This window comes from Pandoraea sp. 64-18, assembly GCF_001899225.1.
Taxonomy (GTDB): domain Bacteria; phylum Pseudomonadota; class Gammaproteobacteria; order Burkholderiales; family Burkholderiaceae; genus Pandoraea; species Pandoraea cepalis.
On the sequence record NZ_MKVU01000006.1, the window covers coordinates 207,095 to 225,245 of the forward strand.

Annotated in this window: 14 protein-coding genes and 3 tRNA genes; 6 read left to right on the plus strand and 11 right to left on the minus strand. The window is 63.1% G+C overall.

Annotated features, from left to right (window positions below; translation table 11 throughout):
• The first annotated feature begins 15 nt into the window (after positions 1 to 15).
• The 5 genes from BGP02_RS03625 (at position 16) to BGP02_RS03645 (ending at position 6,305) form a co-directional block, all read left to right on the plus strand.
• Positions 16 to 1,437 (plus strand): FAD-binding oxidoreductase, encoded by a 1,422-nt coding sequence (locus BGP02_RS03625; RefSeq protein WP_150564570.1) that lies wholly within the window; start codon positions 16 to 18, stop codon positions 1,435 to 1,437.
• A 138-nt stretch (positions 1,438 to 1,575) separates the two neighbouring features.
• Positions 1,576 to 2,427, plus strand: coding sequence for a M90 family metallopeptidase (locus BGP02_RS03630; protein ID WP_017233300.1), 852 nt, complete (start codon positions 1,576 to 1,578; stop codon positions 2,425 to 2,427).
• Between the two features lie 187 nt (positions 2,428 to 2,614).
• Complete coding sequence (locus BGP02_RS03635) at positions 2,615 to 2,881, plus strand: type B 50S ribosomal protein L31 (RefSeq protein ID WP_017233299.1); 267 nt, start codon at positions 2,615 to 2,617, stop codon at positions 2,879 to 2,881.
• Positions 2,882 to 3,187: 306 nt separating this feature from the next.
• Entirely contained in the window at positions 3,188 to 4,918 is a 1,731-nt protein-coding gene (locus BGP02_RS03640) for an ArnT family glycosyltransferase (RefSeq protein ID WP_017233298.1), read from the plus strand.
• A gap of 37 nt (positions 4,919 to 4,955) precedes the next feature.
• Positions 4,956 to 6,305: an MATE family efflux transporter gene (locus BGP02_RS03645; RefSeq protein WP_261938419.1), complete on the plus strand. Its 1,350-nt coding sequence runs from the start codon at positions 4,956 to 4,958 to the stop codon at positions 6,303 to 6,305.
• A 255-nt stretch (positions 6,306 to 6,560) separates the two neighbouring features.
• On the opposite strand, the gene BGP02_RS03650 is transcribed toward BGP02_RS03645, so the two are convergent.
• The 6 genes from BGP02_RS03650 to BGP02_RS03675 form a co-directional block, all read right to left on the minus strand.
• A tRNA-Asp gene (locus tag BGP02_RS03650) sits at positions 6,561 to 6,637 on the minus strand.
• A 97-nt stretch (positions 6,638 to 6,734) separates the two neighbouring features.
• A tRNA-Glu gene (locus tag BGP02_RS03655) sits at positions 6,735 to 6,810 on the minus strand.
• A 163-nt stretch (positions 6,811 to 6,973) separates the two neighbouring features.
• A tRNA-Ala gene (locus BGP02_RS03660) sits at positions 6,974 to 7,049 on the minus strand.
• A 184-nt stretch (positions 7,050 to 7,233) separates the two neighbouring features.
• Entirely contained in the window at positions 7,234 to 9,390 is a 2,157-nt protein-coding gene (gene pnp / locus BGP02_RS03665) for a polyribonucleotide nucleotidyltransferase (protein ID WP_026131825.1), read from the minus strand.
• 341 nt (positions 9,391 to 9,731) lie between these two features.
• Positions 9,732 to 10,001, minus strand: a complete 270-nt coding sequence (gene rpsO, locus BGP02_RS03670; protein WP_017233294.1) for a 30S ribosomal protein S15 — start codon at positions 9,999 to 10,001, stop codon at positions 9,732 to 9,734.
• 295 nt (positions 10,002 to 10,296) lie between these two features.
• On the minus strand, positions 10,297 to 11,571 hold the full coding sequence (locus tag BGP02_RS03675; RefSeq protein ID WP_261938418.1) for a branched-chain amino acid ABC transporter substrate-binding protein: 1,275 nt from the start codon (positions 11,569 to 11,571) through the stop codon (positions 10,297 to 10,299).
• Between the two features lie 142 nt (positions 11,572 to 11,713).
• On the opposite strand from BGP02_RS03675, the gene BGP02_RS03680 reads away from it, so the two are divergent.
• Positions 11,714 to 12,295 carry a hypothetical protein gene (locus BGP02_RS03680; protein ID WP_286797795.1) on the plus strand — a complete coding sequence of 194 codons (582 nt, stop codon included), beginning with the start codon at positions 11,714 to 11,716 and terminating at the stop codon, positions 12,293 to 12,295.
• Between the two features lie 105 nt (positions 12,296 to 12,400).
• On the opposite strand, the gene BGP02_RS03685 is transcribed toward BGP02_RS03680, so the two are convergent.
• From BGP02_RS03685 to ilvC, 5 genes are all read right to left on the minus strand, one after another.
• Positions 12,401 to 13,945, minus strand: a complete 1,545-nt coding sequence (locus BGP02_RS03685; protein WP_017233291.1) for a 2-isopropylmalate synthase — start codon at positions 13,943 to 13,945, stop codon at positions 12,401 to 12,403.
• Between the two features lie 425 nt (positions 13,946 to 14,370).
• Complete coding sequence (gene lysM, locus BGP02_RS03690; protein ID WP_286797797.1) at positions 14,371 to 14,856, minus strand: peptidoglycan-binding protein LysM; 486 nt, start codon at positions 14,854 to 14,856, stop codon at positions 14,371 to 14,373.
• Positions 14,857 to 15,050: 194 nt separating this feature from the next.
• Positions 15,051 to 15,929 (minus strand): CDP-diacylglycerol--serine O-phosphatidyltransferase, encoded by an 879-nt coding sequence (gene pssA / locus BGP02_RS03695; RefSeq protein WP_017233289.1) that lies wholly within the window; start codon positions 15,927 to 15,929, stop codon positions 15,051 to 15,053.
• A 157-nt stretch (positions 15,930 to 16,086) separates the two neighbouring features.
• Positions 16,087 to 16,722, minus strand: coding sequence for a phosphatidylserine decarboxylase (locus tag BGP02_RS03700; protein WP_026131823.1), 636 nt, complete (start codon positions 16,720 to 16,722; stop codon positions 16,087 to 16,089).
• A 378-nt stretch (positions 16,723 to 17,100) separates the two neighbouring features.
• Positions 17,101 to 18,117, minus strand: coding sequence for a ketol-acid reductoisomerase (gene ilvC / locus BGP02_RS03705; RefSeq protein WP_017233287.1), 1,017 nt, complete (start codon positions 18,115 to 18,117; stop codon positions 17,101 to 17,103).
• Positions 18,118 to 18,151: the final 34 nt, after the last annotated feature.

Below are 18,151 nucleotides of genomic sequence, written 5' to 3' on the forward strand. Positions count from 1 at the left end.
GTGACGCCCCCTGACATGAACGACTCCTCCTTCCTCACCGCGTGCCGTGACCTGCTGGGCCGTGACCACGTTCTGCTCGAGGCCGCCGACACGGACGCCTACCTCACCGATCAACGCAAACGCTATACCGGACGCGCCCTCGCCGTGCTTCGCCCCGCCGACGCCGCACAGGTCGCCGCCCTCGTGCGCCTTTGTGTCCGGCACGGCGTGCCGATGGTGCCGCAAGGCGGCAACACGGGCCTCGCCGGCGGCGCGACACCCGACACGAGCGGGCGTCAGGTGCTCATCAGCTTGCGCCGTCTCGATCGCATCCGACAGGTGGATGCCGAGAACATGACCCTGACTGCCGAGGCCGGCTGCCTGCTCGCGAACGTGCAGGCGGCGGCCGCCAGCGCGGAGCGCCTCTTCCCGCTGAGCCTGGCCGCCGAGGGCAGTTGCACGATCGGTGGCAATCTCGCGACGAATGCCGGCGGCACCGCCGTGTTGCGATACGGCAATACGCGCGAACTGTGCCTCGGCCTCGAGGTGGTCACGCCGCAAGGCGAACTGTGGGAGGGCTTGCGCGGGCTGCGCAAGGACAACACCGGCTACGATCTTCGCGATCTTTTCATCGGCGCGGAAGGCACGCTCGGGCTGATTACCGCGGCAACACTCAAGCTCTTCGCACAACCCGTGGCGCGCATGACGGCGCTCGCCGCTCTGGAAAGCCCCGCGCACGCCCTGGCCCTTCTGAATCTGGCGCAACGCATGGCAGGTCCGCTGCTCACGGGCTTCGAGTTGATGTCCCACTTCTGCCTCCAACTCGTAGCGCAAATCTTCCCGCAGCAGCGTTATCCGTTCGCGCAACCTCATGCCCAGACCGTGCTGCTTGAACTCTCGGACAACGAGAGTGAAGCGCATGCGCGCGATCTGCTGGAGCGCTTGCTGAACGCGGCCGTCGATCAGGGTATCGTGCACGACGCCATTGTCGCGAACAGCCTGGCGCAATCGAATGCGCTATGGCACTTGCGCGAGAGCATTCCGCTGGCGCAGTCGGCCACGGGGCTCAACATCAAGCACGACATCGCGGTGCCGGTATCCCGGGTGCCCGCGTTTCTCAAAGCCACCGACCCGATCGTGCAGCGCGTGGCGCCCGGTGCCCGCATGGTCACCTTCGGCCATTTGGGCGACGGGAATCTGCACTACAACGTGATGGCGCCCGAAGGCGTCGATCCCGCCCAATTCCTTCATCGGCATCAGACGGCGGTCACCGCCGCCGTGCATGACAGCGTGCATGCCCATCACGGCACCATCAGCGCGGAGCACGGCCTCGGGCAACTCAAACGCGACGCCTCGGCGCATTACAAGTCGCCGGTCGAACTCGCACTGATGCGCACGCTGAAGACGGCCTTCGACCCGCTCGGGCTAATGAATCCGGGCAAGGTGCTGCCCGACTGAGCACCGCCGCCGCGCTGTGTGGCACGCTCGTTGCGGCGGCGCAAAAGCAGTTAAATTGGCATCGGTACGCCATCGGTGCTCAAAGGCCCTCCCCTGAGATTCACCGCGACTGCGTCAAATCATCCGACTTCGCTCCTCATGCTCCGAACCCTGCTCGCCCGCCTCCGACGCGCCCACACACGCCCCACGATCGACGATGCCGTCTGGCGCGAAGTCGTCGGCGCCCTGCCATTCCTGACACGCCGCAGCGCGGCCGACCTCGACAAGCTGCGCGCCCTCGCGACCGATTTCCTGGGCCGCAAACACTTTTCGACGGCGCACGACCTGCCGTTGACCGAAGCGATGTGTGTCTCGGTGGCCGCGCAAGCCTGCCTGCCGATTCTCAATTTGCCGAGCGCGCTGTATCGCGGTTGGACGGGCATCGTGCTGTATCCCGGCGAGTTCCTGATTCGCAAAACCGTGCAGGACGAAGCCGGCGTCGTGCACGACATCGCTCAGGAGGCGAGCGGCGAGGCGTGGGAAGGCGGGCCTGTCGTTCTGTCATGGCAGGATGTGCAAGCGAGCGATGTCCTGGCGTACAACGTGGTAATTCACGAGTTCGTCCACAAGATCGACATGGAAGGCGGCGAAGCCGACGGCGTGCCGCCGATGCTGCGGCGCGTGCATGGCGACCTCACGCCCGAAGCCTGGTGCGATGTCTTCGATCCCGCGTACGAGGCGTTCTGCCACGATGTGTCCAACGTTCCCGATGCCCACTGGGAAGCGTTTGCCTCGTCGTCGCTGCTCGACCCCTACGCCACCGAACACGAATCGGAGTTCTTCGCCGTCTGCGCCGAGGCGTTCTTTGTGGCCCCGGAGGCCTTTCGCGACGCCTATCCCGCCTTGTACGCGCTGTTCTCGCGCTATTTCCTGCAAGATCCGGCGGTGAGCGCCGGCACTGGCGACGCCGCGCCCGGCACAGCGGCATCCACGCCCGCCGGCGACCCGTGAAAACTTTGCGAAAGTCATTGTTTTCATGGCATAATGCGCGTTTTACTCACCCGGAAAGTGGTTGACGTCCCTCCCGTCGCATGACGACGATGGCGTTAGCGGGCCAACGGGGTGCCTCCCGGGGTAACAAACCTCGGGCGAACCTCCTCCCGCGCAGACTGGCTACCGACTTAACCCAAGGTACATCATGAAAGAAGGCATTCACCCCGAATACCGCGAAGTCCTGTTCCGCGACATGACGCCCGGCGTCGACTTCGAATTCATCACCCGCTCGACGATCCACACCAAGGAAACGGCCGAGAAGGATGGCAAGAGCTACCCGCTCGTGAAGATCGAAACGTCGTCGGCTTCGCACAACTTCTACACCGGCGAACAGCGCATCATGGACACGGCTGGCCGCGTCGACAAGTTCCGCCAGAAGTTCGGCAACCGCGCCGGCGGCAAGATCGCCTAAGTTTTATCGGCGACGCGCCACACAACGCGCTGCGGGGCCCGGCAGAGACTGGCGGGCCAGCACCTTGGGGCAACACCCCGGCGTTGTGGAAAGCATTGGAAAGGGGCAGCTCAGGCTGCCCTTTTTTCTTGGGTCTGGTCTGCGCCACCGCACGGCTTACTGTCATACTGTCGGCTTTTCCGATTTGCCCGAGTTTTCCCTTGGTTTTACCCTGAGCAGCACCCCGAGTTTCACCTTCGAGCCCGTTCCGGCTCGCCCTCTGAGTCTCCCCGATCCGGCCGCCGTGCCGATCCTGTCGTCCGGCCTATGAAACGAGTTCGCATCACCGCCTCCGCCACCAGCGCGCTACCGCGTTCGCTGTTGATCGCCATTTGTGTCATCTATGTGCTGGCGGGGTTGTTCGGTCGCGATCCGTGGAAAAACGAAGACGCCGCAGGTTTCGGCGTCATGTGGACGATGGCACACGGTCACTTGTCCGACTGGCTGCTGCCGAACATCGCGGGCAAACCCATTTACGACACCGGCCCGCTCGTCTCGTGGCTCGGTGCGCTCGCCATACGCGCCTTCTCGTGGCTCGACGCCCCCGACGCCGCGCGCATTGTCACCGGGCTGTGCTTCTACGCGACCTGCACGTTCATCTGGTACGGCACCTATCTGCTCGGTCGCCGCCCCGAAGTGCAACCGTTCAAATACGCCTTTGGTGGCGAGCCAGAACCGCGCGACTATGGACGCACGCTCGCGGACGGCGCCCTGTTGATTCTGCTGGCCTGCTTCGGGCTGGCCGAGCGTGGACACGAGACAACGGCCGCCGTCGGACAGCTCACGCTTATCTCGATGGCGATTTACGGCCTCGTGCGCAGCCTCGACAAGCCGCGTCAGGGCGCCGTCTGGTTCGGCCTCGCCCTGGGCGGCATGGCGCTCGCGTCCTCGCCGCTGATGACGCTCTCGCTCTGGTTCGCAGGCATTGCCGCTGCCATTGTCTGCCGCGCCCTGCCCTTGCGCATGCTACTGCTGATCTCCACGCCGGTGACGCTGCTCATTGCCTGCACGTGGCCGCTAGCGGCGCTCAAGTTTGCCAGCGGCGCACGCCAATGGCTCGGCGAGTGGACGGATATCGGCATGGACACCTTCAGCGGCCCGACGCTCGCCTCGCTGAGCTACATCGCCAAGAACCTGGCGCTGTTTGCCTGGCCCGCATGGCCGCTTGCCGCGTGGTCGCTTTACTCGTGGCGCGGCATGCGACGCGCGCCCCACATCGCGATTGCGCTTGCCTTTGCCGTCGTGATTCTTGTGCTGATCGTGCTGCAGGCGCATCAGGGCAATCAGCTCTTCATGCTGGCGCTGCCCGCGCTGTCGATCATCGCCGCCTTCGGCCTGCCCACGCTCAAGCGCGGCACGGTCAACGCCATCGATTGGTTCGCCGTGCTGTCGTTCACCGTGCTGGCAGGCTTCGTCTGGATCGTCTGGCTCGCCGGCATCACCGGTTTTCCGGCCTCCACGGCGCGCAATCTGCGACGCCTGGTCCCGGGCTTCGCCCCCGAGTTCAGCTGGGTCACGCTGATCAGCGCCCTGATCGTGACCGGCGCCTGGGTCGCACTGGTGGCGTGGCGCGTGTCGCGCAGCCCGAAAGTCCTGTGGCGCAGCGTGGTGCTGTCGTCTGGCGGCACAACCCTCATGTGGGTATTGCTCATGACGCTGTGGCTGCCCGTCGTGAACTACGGCAGAACCTATCGCGACGTGGCCGCACAGATCGCCGCCCATCTCCCCGCCGATTACACGTGCATTCGCACGGCTCGCGTCGGCGACGCGCAGCTCGCGTCGTTCGCCTACTTCGGCAAGATGCGCTTCGGCACGGCCAACGACGATTGCGACGTGCTGCTGCGTCAAGACTCGCAGGACTACAGCGAACCGTTGTCGCTGGCGCCCTACGAATGGCGCCAGCTCTGGGAAGGCCGCCGCGCGGCCGACCGCGACGAGCGCTTCCGCCTTTATGTATTGCAGGAGCGTCCGGGGCGGCGCGGGGCGCGTCCGCGCTAACCCCATCCCCCATCCCTAGCGACGCTCACGCAACGCCATGTGGCACGACATCAAACGCATTGCCGAACTGGCCTGGCCGGTGCTCATCGGCCAGTTGGCCGTCATCGCCTTCGGGGTGATGGACACGGCAATGGTCGGTCGCGCCTCGGCGTTCGATCTCGCATCGCTCGCACTCGGTGGGTCGATCTACATCACGGTGTATGTCGGCCTGATGGGCGTGCTCGTGGCGCTCTCCCCGATCGCCGCGCAACGCTTCGGGGCAGGAGAGCGCGAAAGCATCGGCGAGGAAGTGCGGCAGGCGTTCTGGCTCGCCGGGTTTCTCGCCGTGCCGGGTGTCCTGCTGCTATCGCATCCGCAGTTCATTCTGCGACTCTCCGAAGCATCCCCCGAACTCGAAGCGCGCGCGAGCGCCTATCTCCAGATGCTCGCGTTCGGCCTGCCCGCCGCGCTGCTCTTTCGTGTGTACTCCTCGCTGTCCACCGCCGTGGCGCAGCCCCGCATCGTCATGGCCATTCAGGTCACGGGACTGACCTTGAAAGTCCCGCTGAATCTGGCACTGATTTATGGCATCGAACGGCTGGGTATTCCAGCGCTCGGCAGCACCGGCTGCGCCATTGCCACGACCGCCATCAACTGGGTCTCATGTGCGCTCGGACTCACACTGATGGCACGTCACGCGAAGTTGCGTGCCTTCGCCACCTTTTCCCGATTCTGCTGGCCGCACTGGCCGGCGATTCGTGCGCTGCTCAAGCTCGGCATACCCATGGGACTGAGCTACCTGATCGAAGTGACGGCGTTCTCGTTCATGGCCATCTTCATTGCTCGCCTGGGCGACGTGACGCTCGCCGGTCACCAGATTGCCGCGAACCTCGGCGCGCTTATGTATATGCTGCCGATGTCGATTGCGATTGCGACGGCGACGCTCACCGCACAGGCCATCGGCAAGCGCGACTTTCGCTTGGCGCGCCGGGTCGGGCGCCGCGGCGTCGAGTTTGCTGGCCTGCTGGGCGTGTTGCTGGCGAGCGTCATGGGACTCTGCCGGCCGTGGGTTCTGGCAGCTTATACGTCGGATCCGCTGGTCGCGGCGGTCGCGACGCCATTACTCGCCATCGTCGCCGGCTATCACGTATTCGACGCCTTGCAGGTGAGTGCCGTCTTCGTGTTGCGCGCATGGAAGGTTGCGGTGATCCCGACCGTCATCTATGCCGTATCGCTCTGGGGTGTCGGACTGGGGGGCGGTTATGTGTTGGGCTTCGACGTCGGCGGGCTGTCCCCGGCGTGGCTGCATGGCGCCGCAGGATTCTGGTTCGCCAACAGCGCGAGCCTGGCGGTCGCCGCCGTCGGCTTGCTGCTCTATCTGCGCTGGATCGTACGCGTCAAAGGCTGAACGCACACGCCTCGGGCCGACTCGGAACATCACCACGGCCCGACAGATTACCGCGCGCGATCAACGCCCATCATCGATGCGCACTATTTGCACATCTTCAAGAAATTGCGCGAAAAATCCGCACGCACTTTCAGGGCGACAGCCATCGGGAGAAAATAGTATCGAAACGCCCCGAAAGCCCCGTTGCAGGACTCGAAATCATGAACGTCGAGCCATAAAAAAAAAGCCCAGGCATCAGCCTGGGCTTTCTTCGTTTGGCGGAGCGGACGGGGCTCGAACCCGCGACCCCCGGCGTGACAGGCCGGTATTCTAACCAACTGAACTACCGCTCCAAAACCGACAAAAAAACCCGCCAAACTTCCAGCGGGCTTTACGCCACCAACTGCGTGGCATTTTAAACTGATACCGACTCGCTACCGGCACCAATTCTGGCGTCCCCTAGGGGATTCGAACCCCTGTACTCACCGTGAAAGGGTGATGTCCTAGGCCTCTAGACGAAGGGGACAAAATCGTCACAATCTTGTCTGTTTCGCTTTACTGCATTTCGCGAAGAACGCTATTCTAAACAACATTTCTTCGATTGTGAAGCTTTATTTTCAAGTGATTTGCATCGTTTTCGCAAGAATCTTGCTTGTTCGATGCGCCTGAAAATCAAGCTTCGGAATCCGTGGTGGAGGTAAGCGGGATCGAACCGCTGACCTCTTGCATGCCATGCAAGCGCTCTCCCAGCTGAGCTATACCCCCCGAACAGAGAAGTGAGATTCTAAAGACAAACCCATTTTCTGTAAATACCCTTCTCGCATTTTTTCCGCATTATTTTGCCGATCCGTGCGATGGATAAAAAAAACGGCAACGCGCAAGCGTCGCCGTTTTCTTTGGCACAGCGACGCACCAACGCGCGCCGCCAAGCCTCATACCGATATCGGAATTACTGAGCGTCGCCTTCGCGCTTGACCAGCGCCGGGCTACCCTGCTTTTCTTCGTCCGTCAGCGCCTTGTGCGACAGACGCAGACGACCCTTGTCGTCCTGCTGGATCACCTTCACGCGCACCGCCTGGCCTTCCTTGAGGTACTCGTTGATGTCCTTGATACGCTCGTTGGCGATTTCGGAGATGTGCAGCAGACCATCCTTACCCGGCAGCACCGACACGATCGCGCCGAACTCGAGCAGCTTCAGCACGGTACCGTCGTACACCTGGCCCACTTCGACTTCCACGGTGATCAGCTCGATGCGGCGCTTCGCTTCCGCAATGCCTTCGGCGCTCGGGCTGGCAATCGTCACCACGCCGTCGTCCGAGATATCGATGCTCGTGCCGGTTTCTTCCGTCAGTGCGCGGATCACCGAACCGCCCTTGCCGATCACGTCACGGATCTTTTCCGGGTTGATCTTGATGGTGACCATGCGCGGCGCGAATTCCGACAGTTCCGTACGCACGCCCGACTGCGCTTGCGCCATCTTGTCGAGAATATGCAGACGGCCTTCCTTGGCTTGCGCCAGGGCGACCTGCATGATTTCCTTCGTGATGCCCTGGATCTTGATGTCCATCTGCAGTGCGGTGACGCCGTTCGACGTACCCGCCACCTTGAAGTCCATGTCGCCCAGGTGATCTTCGTCGCCGAGAATATCGGTCAGCACGGCAAACTTGTTGCCTTCGAGGATCAGGCCCATCGCGATACCGGCGACCGGCGCCGTCAGCGGCACACCGGCGTCCAGCATGGCGAGGCTGCCACCGCACACCGACGCCATCGACGACGAACCGTTCGATTCGGTGATTTCCGACACCACACGCACGGTGTAACCGAAATCGTCGGCGCCCGGCAGGCACGCCACCAAAGCGCGCTTGGCCAGACGGCCGTGACCGATTTCGCGGCGCTTGGGCGAACCCACGCGACCCGTTTCACCCGTCGAGAACGGCGGGAAGTTGTAGTGCAGCATGAAGCGATCGCGGTACTCGCCTTGCAGCGCGTCGATGATCTGCTCGTCGCTCTTGGTGCCGAGCGTGGCCACCACGAGGGCCTGCGTTTCGCCACGCGTGAACAGCGCCGAACCGTGGGCACGCGGCAGCACGCCGGTGCGGATCGAGATCGGGCGCACGGTGCGCGTGTCGCGGCCGTCGATACGCGGCTCGCCAGCCAGAATCTGGCTACGCACGATCTTGGCTTCCAGATCGAACAGGATGTTGCCCACTTCGATACTGTCCGGCGCGGCTTCGCCCTTGGCGCTCGCCGCTTCGCCCAGCTTGGCGATCACGTCGCTGGTCACGGCGCGCAGTTGTTGCGTACGCGCTTGCTTTTCGCGCGTCTGGTAAGCGGCGCGCAGCGAGGCGTCGGCCAGTGCCGACACCTGTGCGATCAGCGCTTCATTCTTCGCGGCCGGGGCCCAATCCCACTCGGCCTTGCCTGCGTCGCGCACCAGATCGTGAATGGCGTTGATCGCCGTTTGCATTTGATCGTGACCGAACACCACGGCGCCCAGCATCACGTCTTCCGGCAGCTCTTTCGCTTCCGATTCGACCATCAGCACGGCTTGCTCCGTACCGGCAACGACGAGGTCGAGCTTCGACTGGGCGATCTGCTCACGCGACGGATTCAGCACGTACTGACCGTCGACGTAGGCCACGCGCGCGGCGCCTACCGGGCCGTTGAACGGCAGACCGGAGATCGACAGCGCTGCCGATGCGCCGATCAGGGCCGGGATATCCGCCGGCACTTCCGGGTTCAGCGAAACGACCTGCACAACCACCTGGACTTCGTTGTAGAAGCCTTCCGGGAAGAGCGGGCGGATCGGGCGGTCGATCAGGCGCGACGTCAGCGTTTCGTTTTCCGACGGACGGCCTTCACGCTTGAAGAAGCCACCCGGGATCTTGCCGGCGGCGTAAGTCTTTTCCAGATAGTCGACGGTCAGCGGGAAGAAATCCTGCCCCGACTTGGCGCTCTTCGCACCCACGACCGTGGCCAGCACGACCGTATCGTCCATGTCGACGAGCACGGCACCGGATGCCTGGCGAGCAATCTCACCCGTCTCCATGCGAACCGTGTTTTGTCCCCATTGGAAAGACTTGACGACTTTATTGAACATTTGCACTCCTATATCGAATCGCGCGAATGCAGCAGCGGCGCGATATCGCTGCCGGGGTGATCCCGACGCCTCGCAGGGGGGAGTGTTATGCCATTCCAGCGTTGCCCGGCACCTTGGCGCGTAGGCATTGGCATCGCTCGGGCGACGCTGGAATGACACAAGCCCTGCTTATCGACGAGGCCCCATAAAGTGGGAACTACAGGAACTGCTGGAACCGGGGAGAACCCAGCCCAACGGTGAGGTACGCGACCGGCCGGACATCCTCAGGACATCCGTCAGGGAGCGCCCAAAAACAAAATGCCTGCATCAGCACGCTGATACAGGCATCTCGTCGTAATCGCAATCGCTTACTTACGCAGGCCCAGCTTCTCGATCAGGGCGCGGTAACGATCTGCGTCCTTGCCCTTGAGGTAATCGAGCAGCTTGCGGCGACGGCTCACCATGCGCAGCAGACCGCGGCGGCTGTGGTGATCCTTCATGTGCGCCTTGAAGTGCGGCGTCAGTTCGTTGATGCGCGTGGTGAGCAGCGCAACTTGCACTTCGGGGGAGCCGGTATCGTTAGCGGCACGGGCGAATTGCGCCACGACGTCCGACTTCTTGGTCATTGCGGTAGTCATTTGCTTTCCTTTGGATACACGCGGTCACGGAAGAATGGCCGTGCCGTGAACTTACAAAAACATGCGCGGCATTGCCGCACATAAACAAAACTGCAAGTGCGCGATTATACGGGAGTTGCCTCCCGGATGCCATACTTTTCCTCGCCACGCCGCCTCAGACGGGGCCGAGCGAACGGCTTGAGCGCTGAAAACCGGGCGCTCCACCAAATAATCCGGACAATTTCAACGGATTATCCGGAAAATTTCGACCAATTATTTTTCCCGTCACGCCAGCCCTTCTGCCCTTCCCGGCCATTCACCGCTGGCGGGCCATCCGGCAAGTACTGGGCAATGCCACCTTATTGGCGGGCAGCTCGAGCACTGTCTTGAACCCAAAGCCCGAGCCCTCGTTGTCGAACTTCACCCCCGGCTCGCCCGCGCGGCGCATGACCGACACGTACAACGGCTCGATCAGCTGGTGGTCGTTCGGACGCATCCATGCGTCGACCGGCGCCTCGCGAATCCGGCGGTTCTGCAGCGCCCGCGCCACGGTCGTCACATCGGTGGTGCCGGCCTGCTCGAGCGCCGCGGCGATCATGTCGATCATCACGCTCATGCGCAGCAGCGCATAGTCGTCGCGCGCCTCCGGATAACGCGCACGGAACGCCTTGTAGAACGCATCCGACGCCTCGCCGCCCACGTTCGGGTGCCATTCGGCCACGGCATACACGCGGCCAACCCCGGCCTCGCCCAGTGCTGCCGGCGCGCCGAGGGCGTTGCCATAGAACGTGTAGAACTTGAGCTCCATCCCCTGTTCGCGTGCGGCCTTGACGAGCAAGGTCAGGTCGTTGCCCCAACTCCCCGTCACCACCGTATCGGCACCTGCCGCGCGAATGCGCGCAAGATAGGGCGTGAAGTCCTTCACGCGCCCCACCGGGCTGAACTGCTCACCCACGATCTGCACGTCCGGGCGCTTGGCGCCAATCATCTGTCGGGCGAGCCCGGCGACCTGCCGGCCAAAGCTGTAGTCCTGGTTGAGCAGGTAGACCTTCTGGATGCTCGGATCTTGTTTGATGGCCTCGGTCAACGCCTGCATGCGCATGGCGGCATTGGCGTCGAAGGCGAAATGCCAGAAACTGCACTGCTCGTTGGTGAGCGCCGTGTCGACGGCCGAGTAATTGAAGAACAGCATGCGCTGCCCGGGATCGCGCGCATTGCGTTTGTTGATGGCATCGATCAACGCAGACGCAACGGCCGAACTGTTGCCCTGGAAGACGAATGGGATGCCCAGATCGCCGGCAGCCTTGAGTTGCACCAGGCTGTCTTCGACGCCGCCCTTGCTGTCGAACACCGTCAACTCGAACGGATGGGCGCCGTCGCGCAACTTCACCCCACCGCGCGCATTCACGCGCTCGATCGCGAACCGCAAATTGCGCTCGACCATGGCGCCCGCATTGCCGAAGGGACCGCTCATCCCCTCGATGAGCGCCAGCCGGATCGGCGGTGCCGCGTGGGCAAGGCTGGTCGCGGCCAGCAAGCCAGCGGCGCACAACACCGCGCTCAAGCGCGCCAGCAAGTCATGAACTTTCATCGAGGCCTCTGAGACTGTGTCGGCGCGAATCATAACGCCCCCACCCGCCCCCGGCAAGCCGCCCCACCCCGGAACGCGCGACACGGCGGTATGCTATCGACATGCCGCTCTGCGGCCGTCTTCCTCTGACGCGAGGCCATTCATGACTGATTCGACTCGGGCGCGCGCGGGCATCGCCCCCCCGAACACCGCCGCCGCCTTGCCCGGCGCTTCACGCCCCGCCGCGGCACTGCGCTGGCTCCTGGGCGGTGCACTCGCGCTATCGCTGAGCGCCTGCTACACGCCCCCGTGGCAAACCATTTCCCCCAACGCCTCGCAGGCCGAGGTGCAAGCAAGGCTGGGCAAACCCAGGGAAGTCTATCCGCTCACCCCCGACGTGACGCGCTGGCTCTATCCGACCAAGCCGTTCGGCGAAGAGACGATCGCCGCCGATTTCGACGCTCAAGGCCGCCTGCTGGGTACCGCGCAAGTGCTCTCGATGCCGGAGTTCAACAAGGTCGAGATCGACAAGTGGACGAAAACCGACGTGCTGCATCACTTCGGCGAACCGGTCGAAACGTCGTACTTCCCCCTCATGAAGCGCGAAGTCTGGACTTATCGCTTCAAGCAGGACGACGTCTGGTACTCGATGATGAACTTCTATTTCGATGCGGACGGCATCGTCAAGACGACCCAGATCAGCCCCGATCCGCTACACGAGAAGTTCGATCACGACCTGTTCTGATCGCATTTCGAGCCCCACCAACAGCAAAACGCCCGCTTGCCGGATGTCCGGAGGCGGGCGTGTCGTGCCATGGATCGGTCGTCAACGGCGCCAGTGCGCCCTCGCTTACGGCGTCAGTTGCGGGTTGAGCTTCTCGGCCTTCGAATACAACTTGTTGAGCGCCGACAGATACGCCTTGGCAGACGCCGCGACGATATCGGGATCTGTGCCCACGCCATTCACGATGCGCCCGCCCTTCGACAGTCGCACCGTCACCTCACCCTGCGATTGCGTACCCGTCGTGATCGCGTTCACCGAATACAGCAGTTGCTCGGCGCCGCTTTGCACCTGCGATTCGATGGCATTGAGCACGGCGTCGACCGGGCCGTTACCCTCGGCGTCTCCCATGAGTTCCTTACCCTGCGCGGTGAAGACCACGCGGGCGCTCGGGCGCTCGCCCGTCTCGGAATGTTGCGCCATCGACACGAGATGGAAATGCTCGCTGCTGTCGGCCTGCGCTTCATTCGAGACGATCGCCAGAATGTCCTCGTCGAAGATTTCAGCCTTCTGGTCAGCCAGTTCCTTGAAGCGAGCGAACGCGGCATTCACGTCCTGCTCCGACGCCATCTCGATGCCCAGCTCCTGAAGGCGCTGCTTGAAGGCGTTGCGGCCCGAGAGCTTGCCGAGCACGATCTTGTTGGCGGTCCAGCCCACATCTTCCGCCCGCATGATCTCGTAGGTGTCGCGCGCCTTGAGCACGCCGTCCTGGTGGATGCCCGAGGCGTGCGCAAACGCGTTGGCGCCCACCACCGCCTTGTTCGGCTGAACGCTGAAGCCGGTGATCTGCGAGACGAGCTTCGAGGCCGGCACAATTTGCGTCGTATCGATGCCGAGCTCCAGACCGAAGTAATCCTTGCGGGTCTTGATCGCCATCACGACTTCTTCGAGTGCCGTATTGCCCGCGCGCTCGCCCAGACCGTTGATCGTGCATTCGATCTGACGCGCGCCCCCCAACTGCACCCCCGCCAGCGAGTTCGCGACGGCCATGCCCAGATCGTTGTGGCAGTGCACCGACCAGACCGCCTTGTCCGAATTCGGCACACGCTCGCGCAGCGTGCGTACGAGCTGGCCGTAAAGTTCCGGCACGCCGTAACCCACGGTATCGGCCACGTTGATGGTCGTCGCGCCTTCGTTGATGACGGCTTCCAGCACGCGGCAAAGGAAATCCAGCTCGGAGCGGCTGCCGTCTTCCGGTGAGAATTCGATATTGTCGGTGAACTGACGCGCATATCGCACGGCGAGTTTCGCCTGCTCGAGCACCTGATCCGGGCTCATGCGCAGCTTCTTCTCCATGTGCAGCGGCGACGTGGCGATGAACGTATGGATACGCGACGAGTTCGCGCCCTTGAGGGCCTCGGCGGCGCGGGCGATATCGCGATCGTTGGCACGCGCAAGCGAGCAGACGGTACTGTCCTTGATGATGCCGGCAATGGCCCGGATGGCCTCGAAGTCGCCGTTCGAGCTGGCGGCGAAGCCGGCTTCGATCACGTCCACGCGCAGACGCTCCAGCTGACGGGCGATGCGAATCTTCTCATCGCGCGTCATCGACGCGCCGGGCGACTGTTCACCGTCGCGCAAGGTCGTATCGAAAATGATCAGCTTGTCGGCCATGACTTTCTCCAGTGGGGATCTTGTAGGGTTCAGTTCGTTCTAGATGTCCGGGGGCGGCGCAGTCGCAAGCCGAAGGACGCCTGGCCGCCCACGACACTGTGCTCACGCAGCAGGCAACACGGGCGGACGGATCGTCGGACGGGCGGGCAACTACCGGGAGGAAATCAGCGCGCGACGCGCGCAGGCATGGCCGGCCCGCGAACGGGGGAATGGCATAGCGTTGGCGGTGCGAGAGGAAGGTCCGAAGCCGGGGTGGCGCCTGAAATCATGAGCGCCAATATAGTCGCAATCGGGTGATTTCGCAACGCGCGGCGCGGGCCGCAAGCCGCATGCAGACAGGCGCCCGCGAGCCCGCGATCCTGCCTGCTCCCCCCCATGAACAGCCCGGCACGGCGCCGGGCTGGATATCACGAGACAAACGACGATCAGGCCACTGGAATGCGCAGCACCTGTCCCGGATAGATTCGGTCCGGGCTGGAGAGCATCGGCTTGTTGGCCTCGAAAATGGCGTTGTATCGGTTGGCGTCACCATAGACCTTCTTCGAGATCGCCGACAAGGTATCGCCCTTCTCCACGGTGTGAAACGTCGCCTCGGCCGACGCCGTCGACACCGACATCCGGTCGTCTACCTTCTCGACACCCTTCACGTTGCCGCAGCACAGCAGGATCTTTTCCTTGGTCGCTTGATCCGGGGCCACGCCGAACACCGTCACCGTGCGCGATGCGCCGTCGAACGTGACGGTCAGGCCGGTCGCGTCGAGGTTCTGCGTCTTGATGTACGCATCGATGGCGTCGGCCGCGTTGCGGTTGGCTTCGTCCGCGTCAGGCCCCGGCGCGGGCGCCTCTGCGGCTTGCGCCTGGCCGCCCAACAATGCCTCGCCGGCTTCTTTCACAAAGTCCAGAATGCCCATGCTTGCTCCTTCGTCACGTCGAACCATGGAAACGGCACCGGGTCGGCTCAGCGTTGCCACGACCTGCCCGGGCCAGGGGAAACTTCCGGCCTGCATTCGCAAGACTACAACATCGCACCGCAAACGATCGCCCGGCAAGCCTGACAGGCGAATGTGACAAGGGGCGCACCGAGACGCCCCTTGTTTTGCCACCGTTATTCGTCGACGTCGCCGAAAATGCGCTGCCGGCGCCCCTTTAGAAAGCGGAAGGCCCAGAGCACATAGCCGGAAACGCTGTACAGGCAGAACATGCCGAAGAGCACCAGCGGCGGGTCGGACGACACGAGAATGAAGCCGACCATGAAGAGCAGCACCACGCCGAACGACACCCGCTGGCGCACATCGAGCGCCTTGCCGCTATAGAACGGCGCATTCGATACCATCGACATCCCCGCGTAAATCGTCAGCCCGAACGCCACCCAGGGCATCCAGAAAACGTTGACCGGTAATTTGTTGTCGATCGTAATCCACACGAAACCGGCAATAAGCGCCGCGGCCGCCGGACTCGCCAAGCCCTGGAAGAAGCGCTTGTCGACCACGCCGATGTTCGTATTGAAGCGCGCCAGCCGCAAAGCCGCGCAGGCCACGTAGACGAACGCGGCGAGCCAGCCCCACTTGCCGATCTCATGGAGAATCCATTCGTACATCACCAACGCCGGCGCTACGCCGAACGAGGTCATGTCCGAGAGCGAATCGTATTGCTCGCCGAACGCGCTCTGCGTGTTGGTCATACGCGCCACACGCCCGTCCATGCCATCGAGCACCATGGCGAAGAAGATCGCGATGGCGGCCTGCTCGAAACGATCGTTCATGGCCTGCACGATCGCGAAGAAGCCGCAGAACAGCGCGGCGGTCGTAAAGGCGTTCGGCAACAGGTAGATGCCGCGATTGCGCGGGCGCACCGGCAGATCGTCCTCCACACCGTGGTCGTGGTCTTCGTTCATCAATGGCTCTGCGGATGAATGGTTGTGACGGCTGAACGCCGAAAGATGCCTGACATTATTGCGCAAGCGGCCGCGATGGTTTTCCGGCATGCGGACCTCCCTGACGATGCTATGACAGCGGGCGATCCCGCATCGGATCACCGCGATTGGAACGCAAGAAGCGAAAGCCGTTGCAGGCCGCGACACGGTGACGCACGACAGGAAGTCGCGCCGCCGCACACGGCCGTGGTCCGTGGGCTCGAGTGGCTTACAGCTCGGCGAGGATCGTCGAGGTGGCCGACACCTTCTCGCCGATGGTCACGCGCGGACGCGAGCCCAGCGGCAGGTACACGTCGACCCGTGAACCGAAACGAATGAAACCGTAACGCTGACCGCGCGAAAGCGTATCGCCCACCTTCACGTAGCACAAAATCCGGCGCGCAATGAGTCCTGCGACCTGCACGCTCGTGACGATCTGCCCCCCCACGTCGATCACCAGCGCATTGCGCTCGTTTTCGAGCGATGCCTTGTCGAGATCGGCGTTGAAGAAACGTCCCGGGAAATATTCCACCTTGGTCACCGTGCCGTCAACCGGGGCACGATTCGAGTGCACGTTGAAAACGTTCATGAACACGCTGATCTTCAACGCTTCACGACCAGCGTACGGATCTTGCGTGGTTTCGATGGCCACGATGCGTCCGTCGGCGGGCGAAAGTACGGCGCCGGCCTGCTGCGGCACCTGTCGCGGCGGATCCCGGAAGAACTGCAGGACAAACAGGGCGATCACCCAGAACGGCGCGGCCCACAGCACGCCGGCCATGAAGTGCACGACGAGCGCCACGGCGACGGCGATACCCAGGAAGGGCCAGCCCTCGCGGGCAATGATCGGGTGAGGATAATTCATGCGATTGAACTCGCGTCCTTGGTAAAACGGTTAAGTGAGCGGGTCGGCCTGCGTTGGGCCAAACCGTGACGTGGCGGCATTGTAGCAATGCGCGCGGCGCGGCGACACTTTTTCCCCAATCGACCGATCGGCGTCGCCACCGCAAAGCCGGCCACATCGAGGTGCCACGATGTCAGTTCACGGTCGATGCGGGGGGGAGAGGAAACGAAAAAAGCCGTCCGCCTTGCCATAGCGACAGCTACAGCAAAACGGACGGCCAGGCGCGGCGGTTCCGGCGCTCAAACGCGCGATGCGCTTGACGCGCCCAAGCCGCCTGCCGTGCGCCGCCAGTGGACGCCCACACGCTGCCGGGCGTACGCATCTTGCGGCGCGTCGTACTTAGTTCTTCGACTGGTCGACGAGCTTGTTCTTGGCGATCCACGGCATCATTGCCCGCAGCTTGCCGCCCACTTGCTCGATTTGGTGCTCGGCCGTGATGCGACGACGCGAGATCAGGGTCGGGGCACCCGCCTTGTTTTCCAGGATGAACGACTTGGCGTACTCGCCGGTCTGGATATCGGTCAGGCACTGCTTCATCGCCTTCTTCGTCTCTTCGGTCACGACGCGCGGGCCGGTGACGTACTCACCGTACTCGGCGTTGTTCGAGATCGAGTAGTTCATGTTGGCGATGCCGCCTTCATAGATCAGGTCGACGATCAGCTTGAGTTCGTGCAGGCACTCGAAGTAGGCCATTTCCGGCGCATAACCGGCTTCGACCAGCGTTTCGAAACCGGCCTTGATCAGCTCGACGGTACCGCCGCACAGCACGGCTTGCTCGCCGAACAGGTCGGTTTCCGTTTCTTCGCGGAAGTTCGTTTCGATGATGCCGGCACGGCCGCCGCCGTTTGCGGCAGCGTACGACAGGGCGATGTCGCGCGCGGCGCCCGACTTGTCCTGTGCCACGGCGATCAGGTGGGGCACGCCGCCGCCTTGCGAGTACGTCGAGCGCACCGTGTGGCCCGGGGCCTTCGGGGCGATCATGATGACGTCGAGGTCAGCACGCGGAATCACGCAGCCGTAATGCACGTTGAAGCCGTGCGCGAAGGCCAGGGCGGCGCCTTCCTTGATGTTGCCATGCACTTCGTTCTTGTACACGTCGCCGATCTGCTCGTCCGGCAGCAGCATCATGACGATGTCGGCCGACTTCACGGCTTCCGCCACTTCCTTGGTGTTCAGGCCGGCGCCGACCGCCTTGTTCCACGAAGCGCCATTCTTGCGCAGACCGACCGTCACGTTCACACCGCTGTCCTTCAGGTTCTGGGCGTGGGCATGGCCTTGCGAGCCATAGCCGATGATCGTCACTTGCTTGCCCTTGATGAGGGAGAGGTCGGCGTCTTTGTCGTAGAAAACTTTCATTTGGAATTGTCCCGTAATGCCAAAAAATTACTCA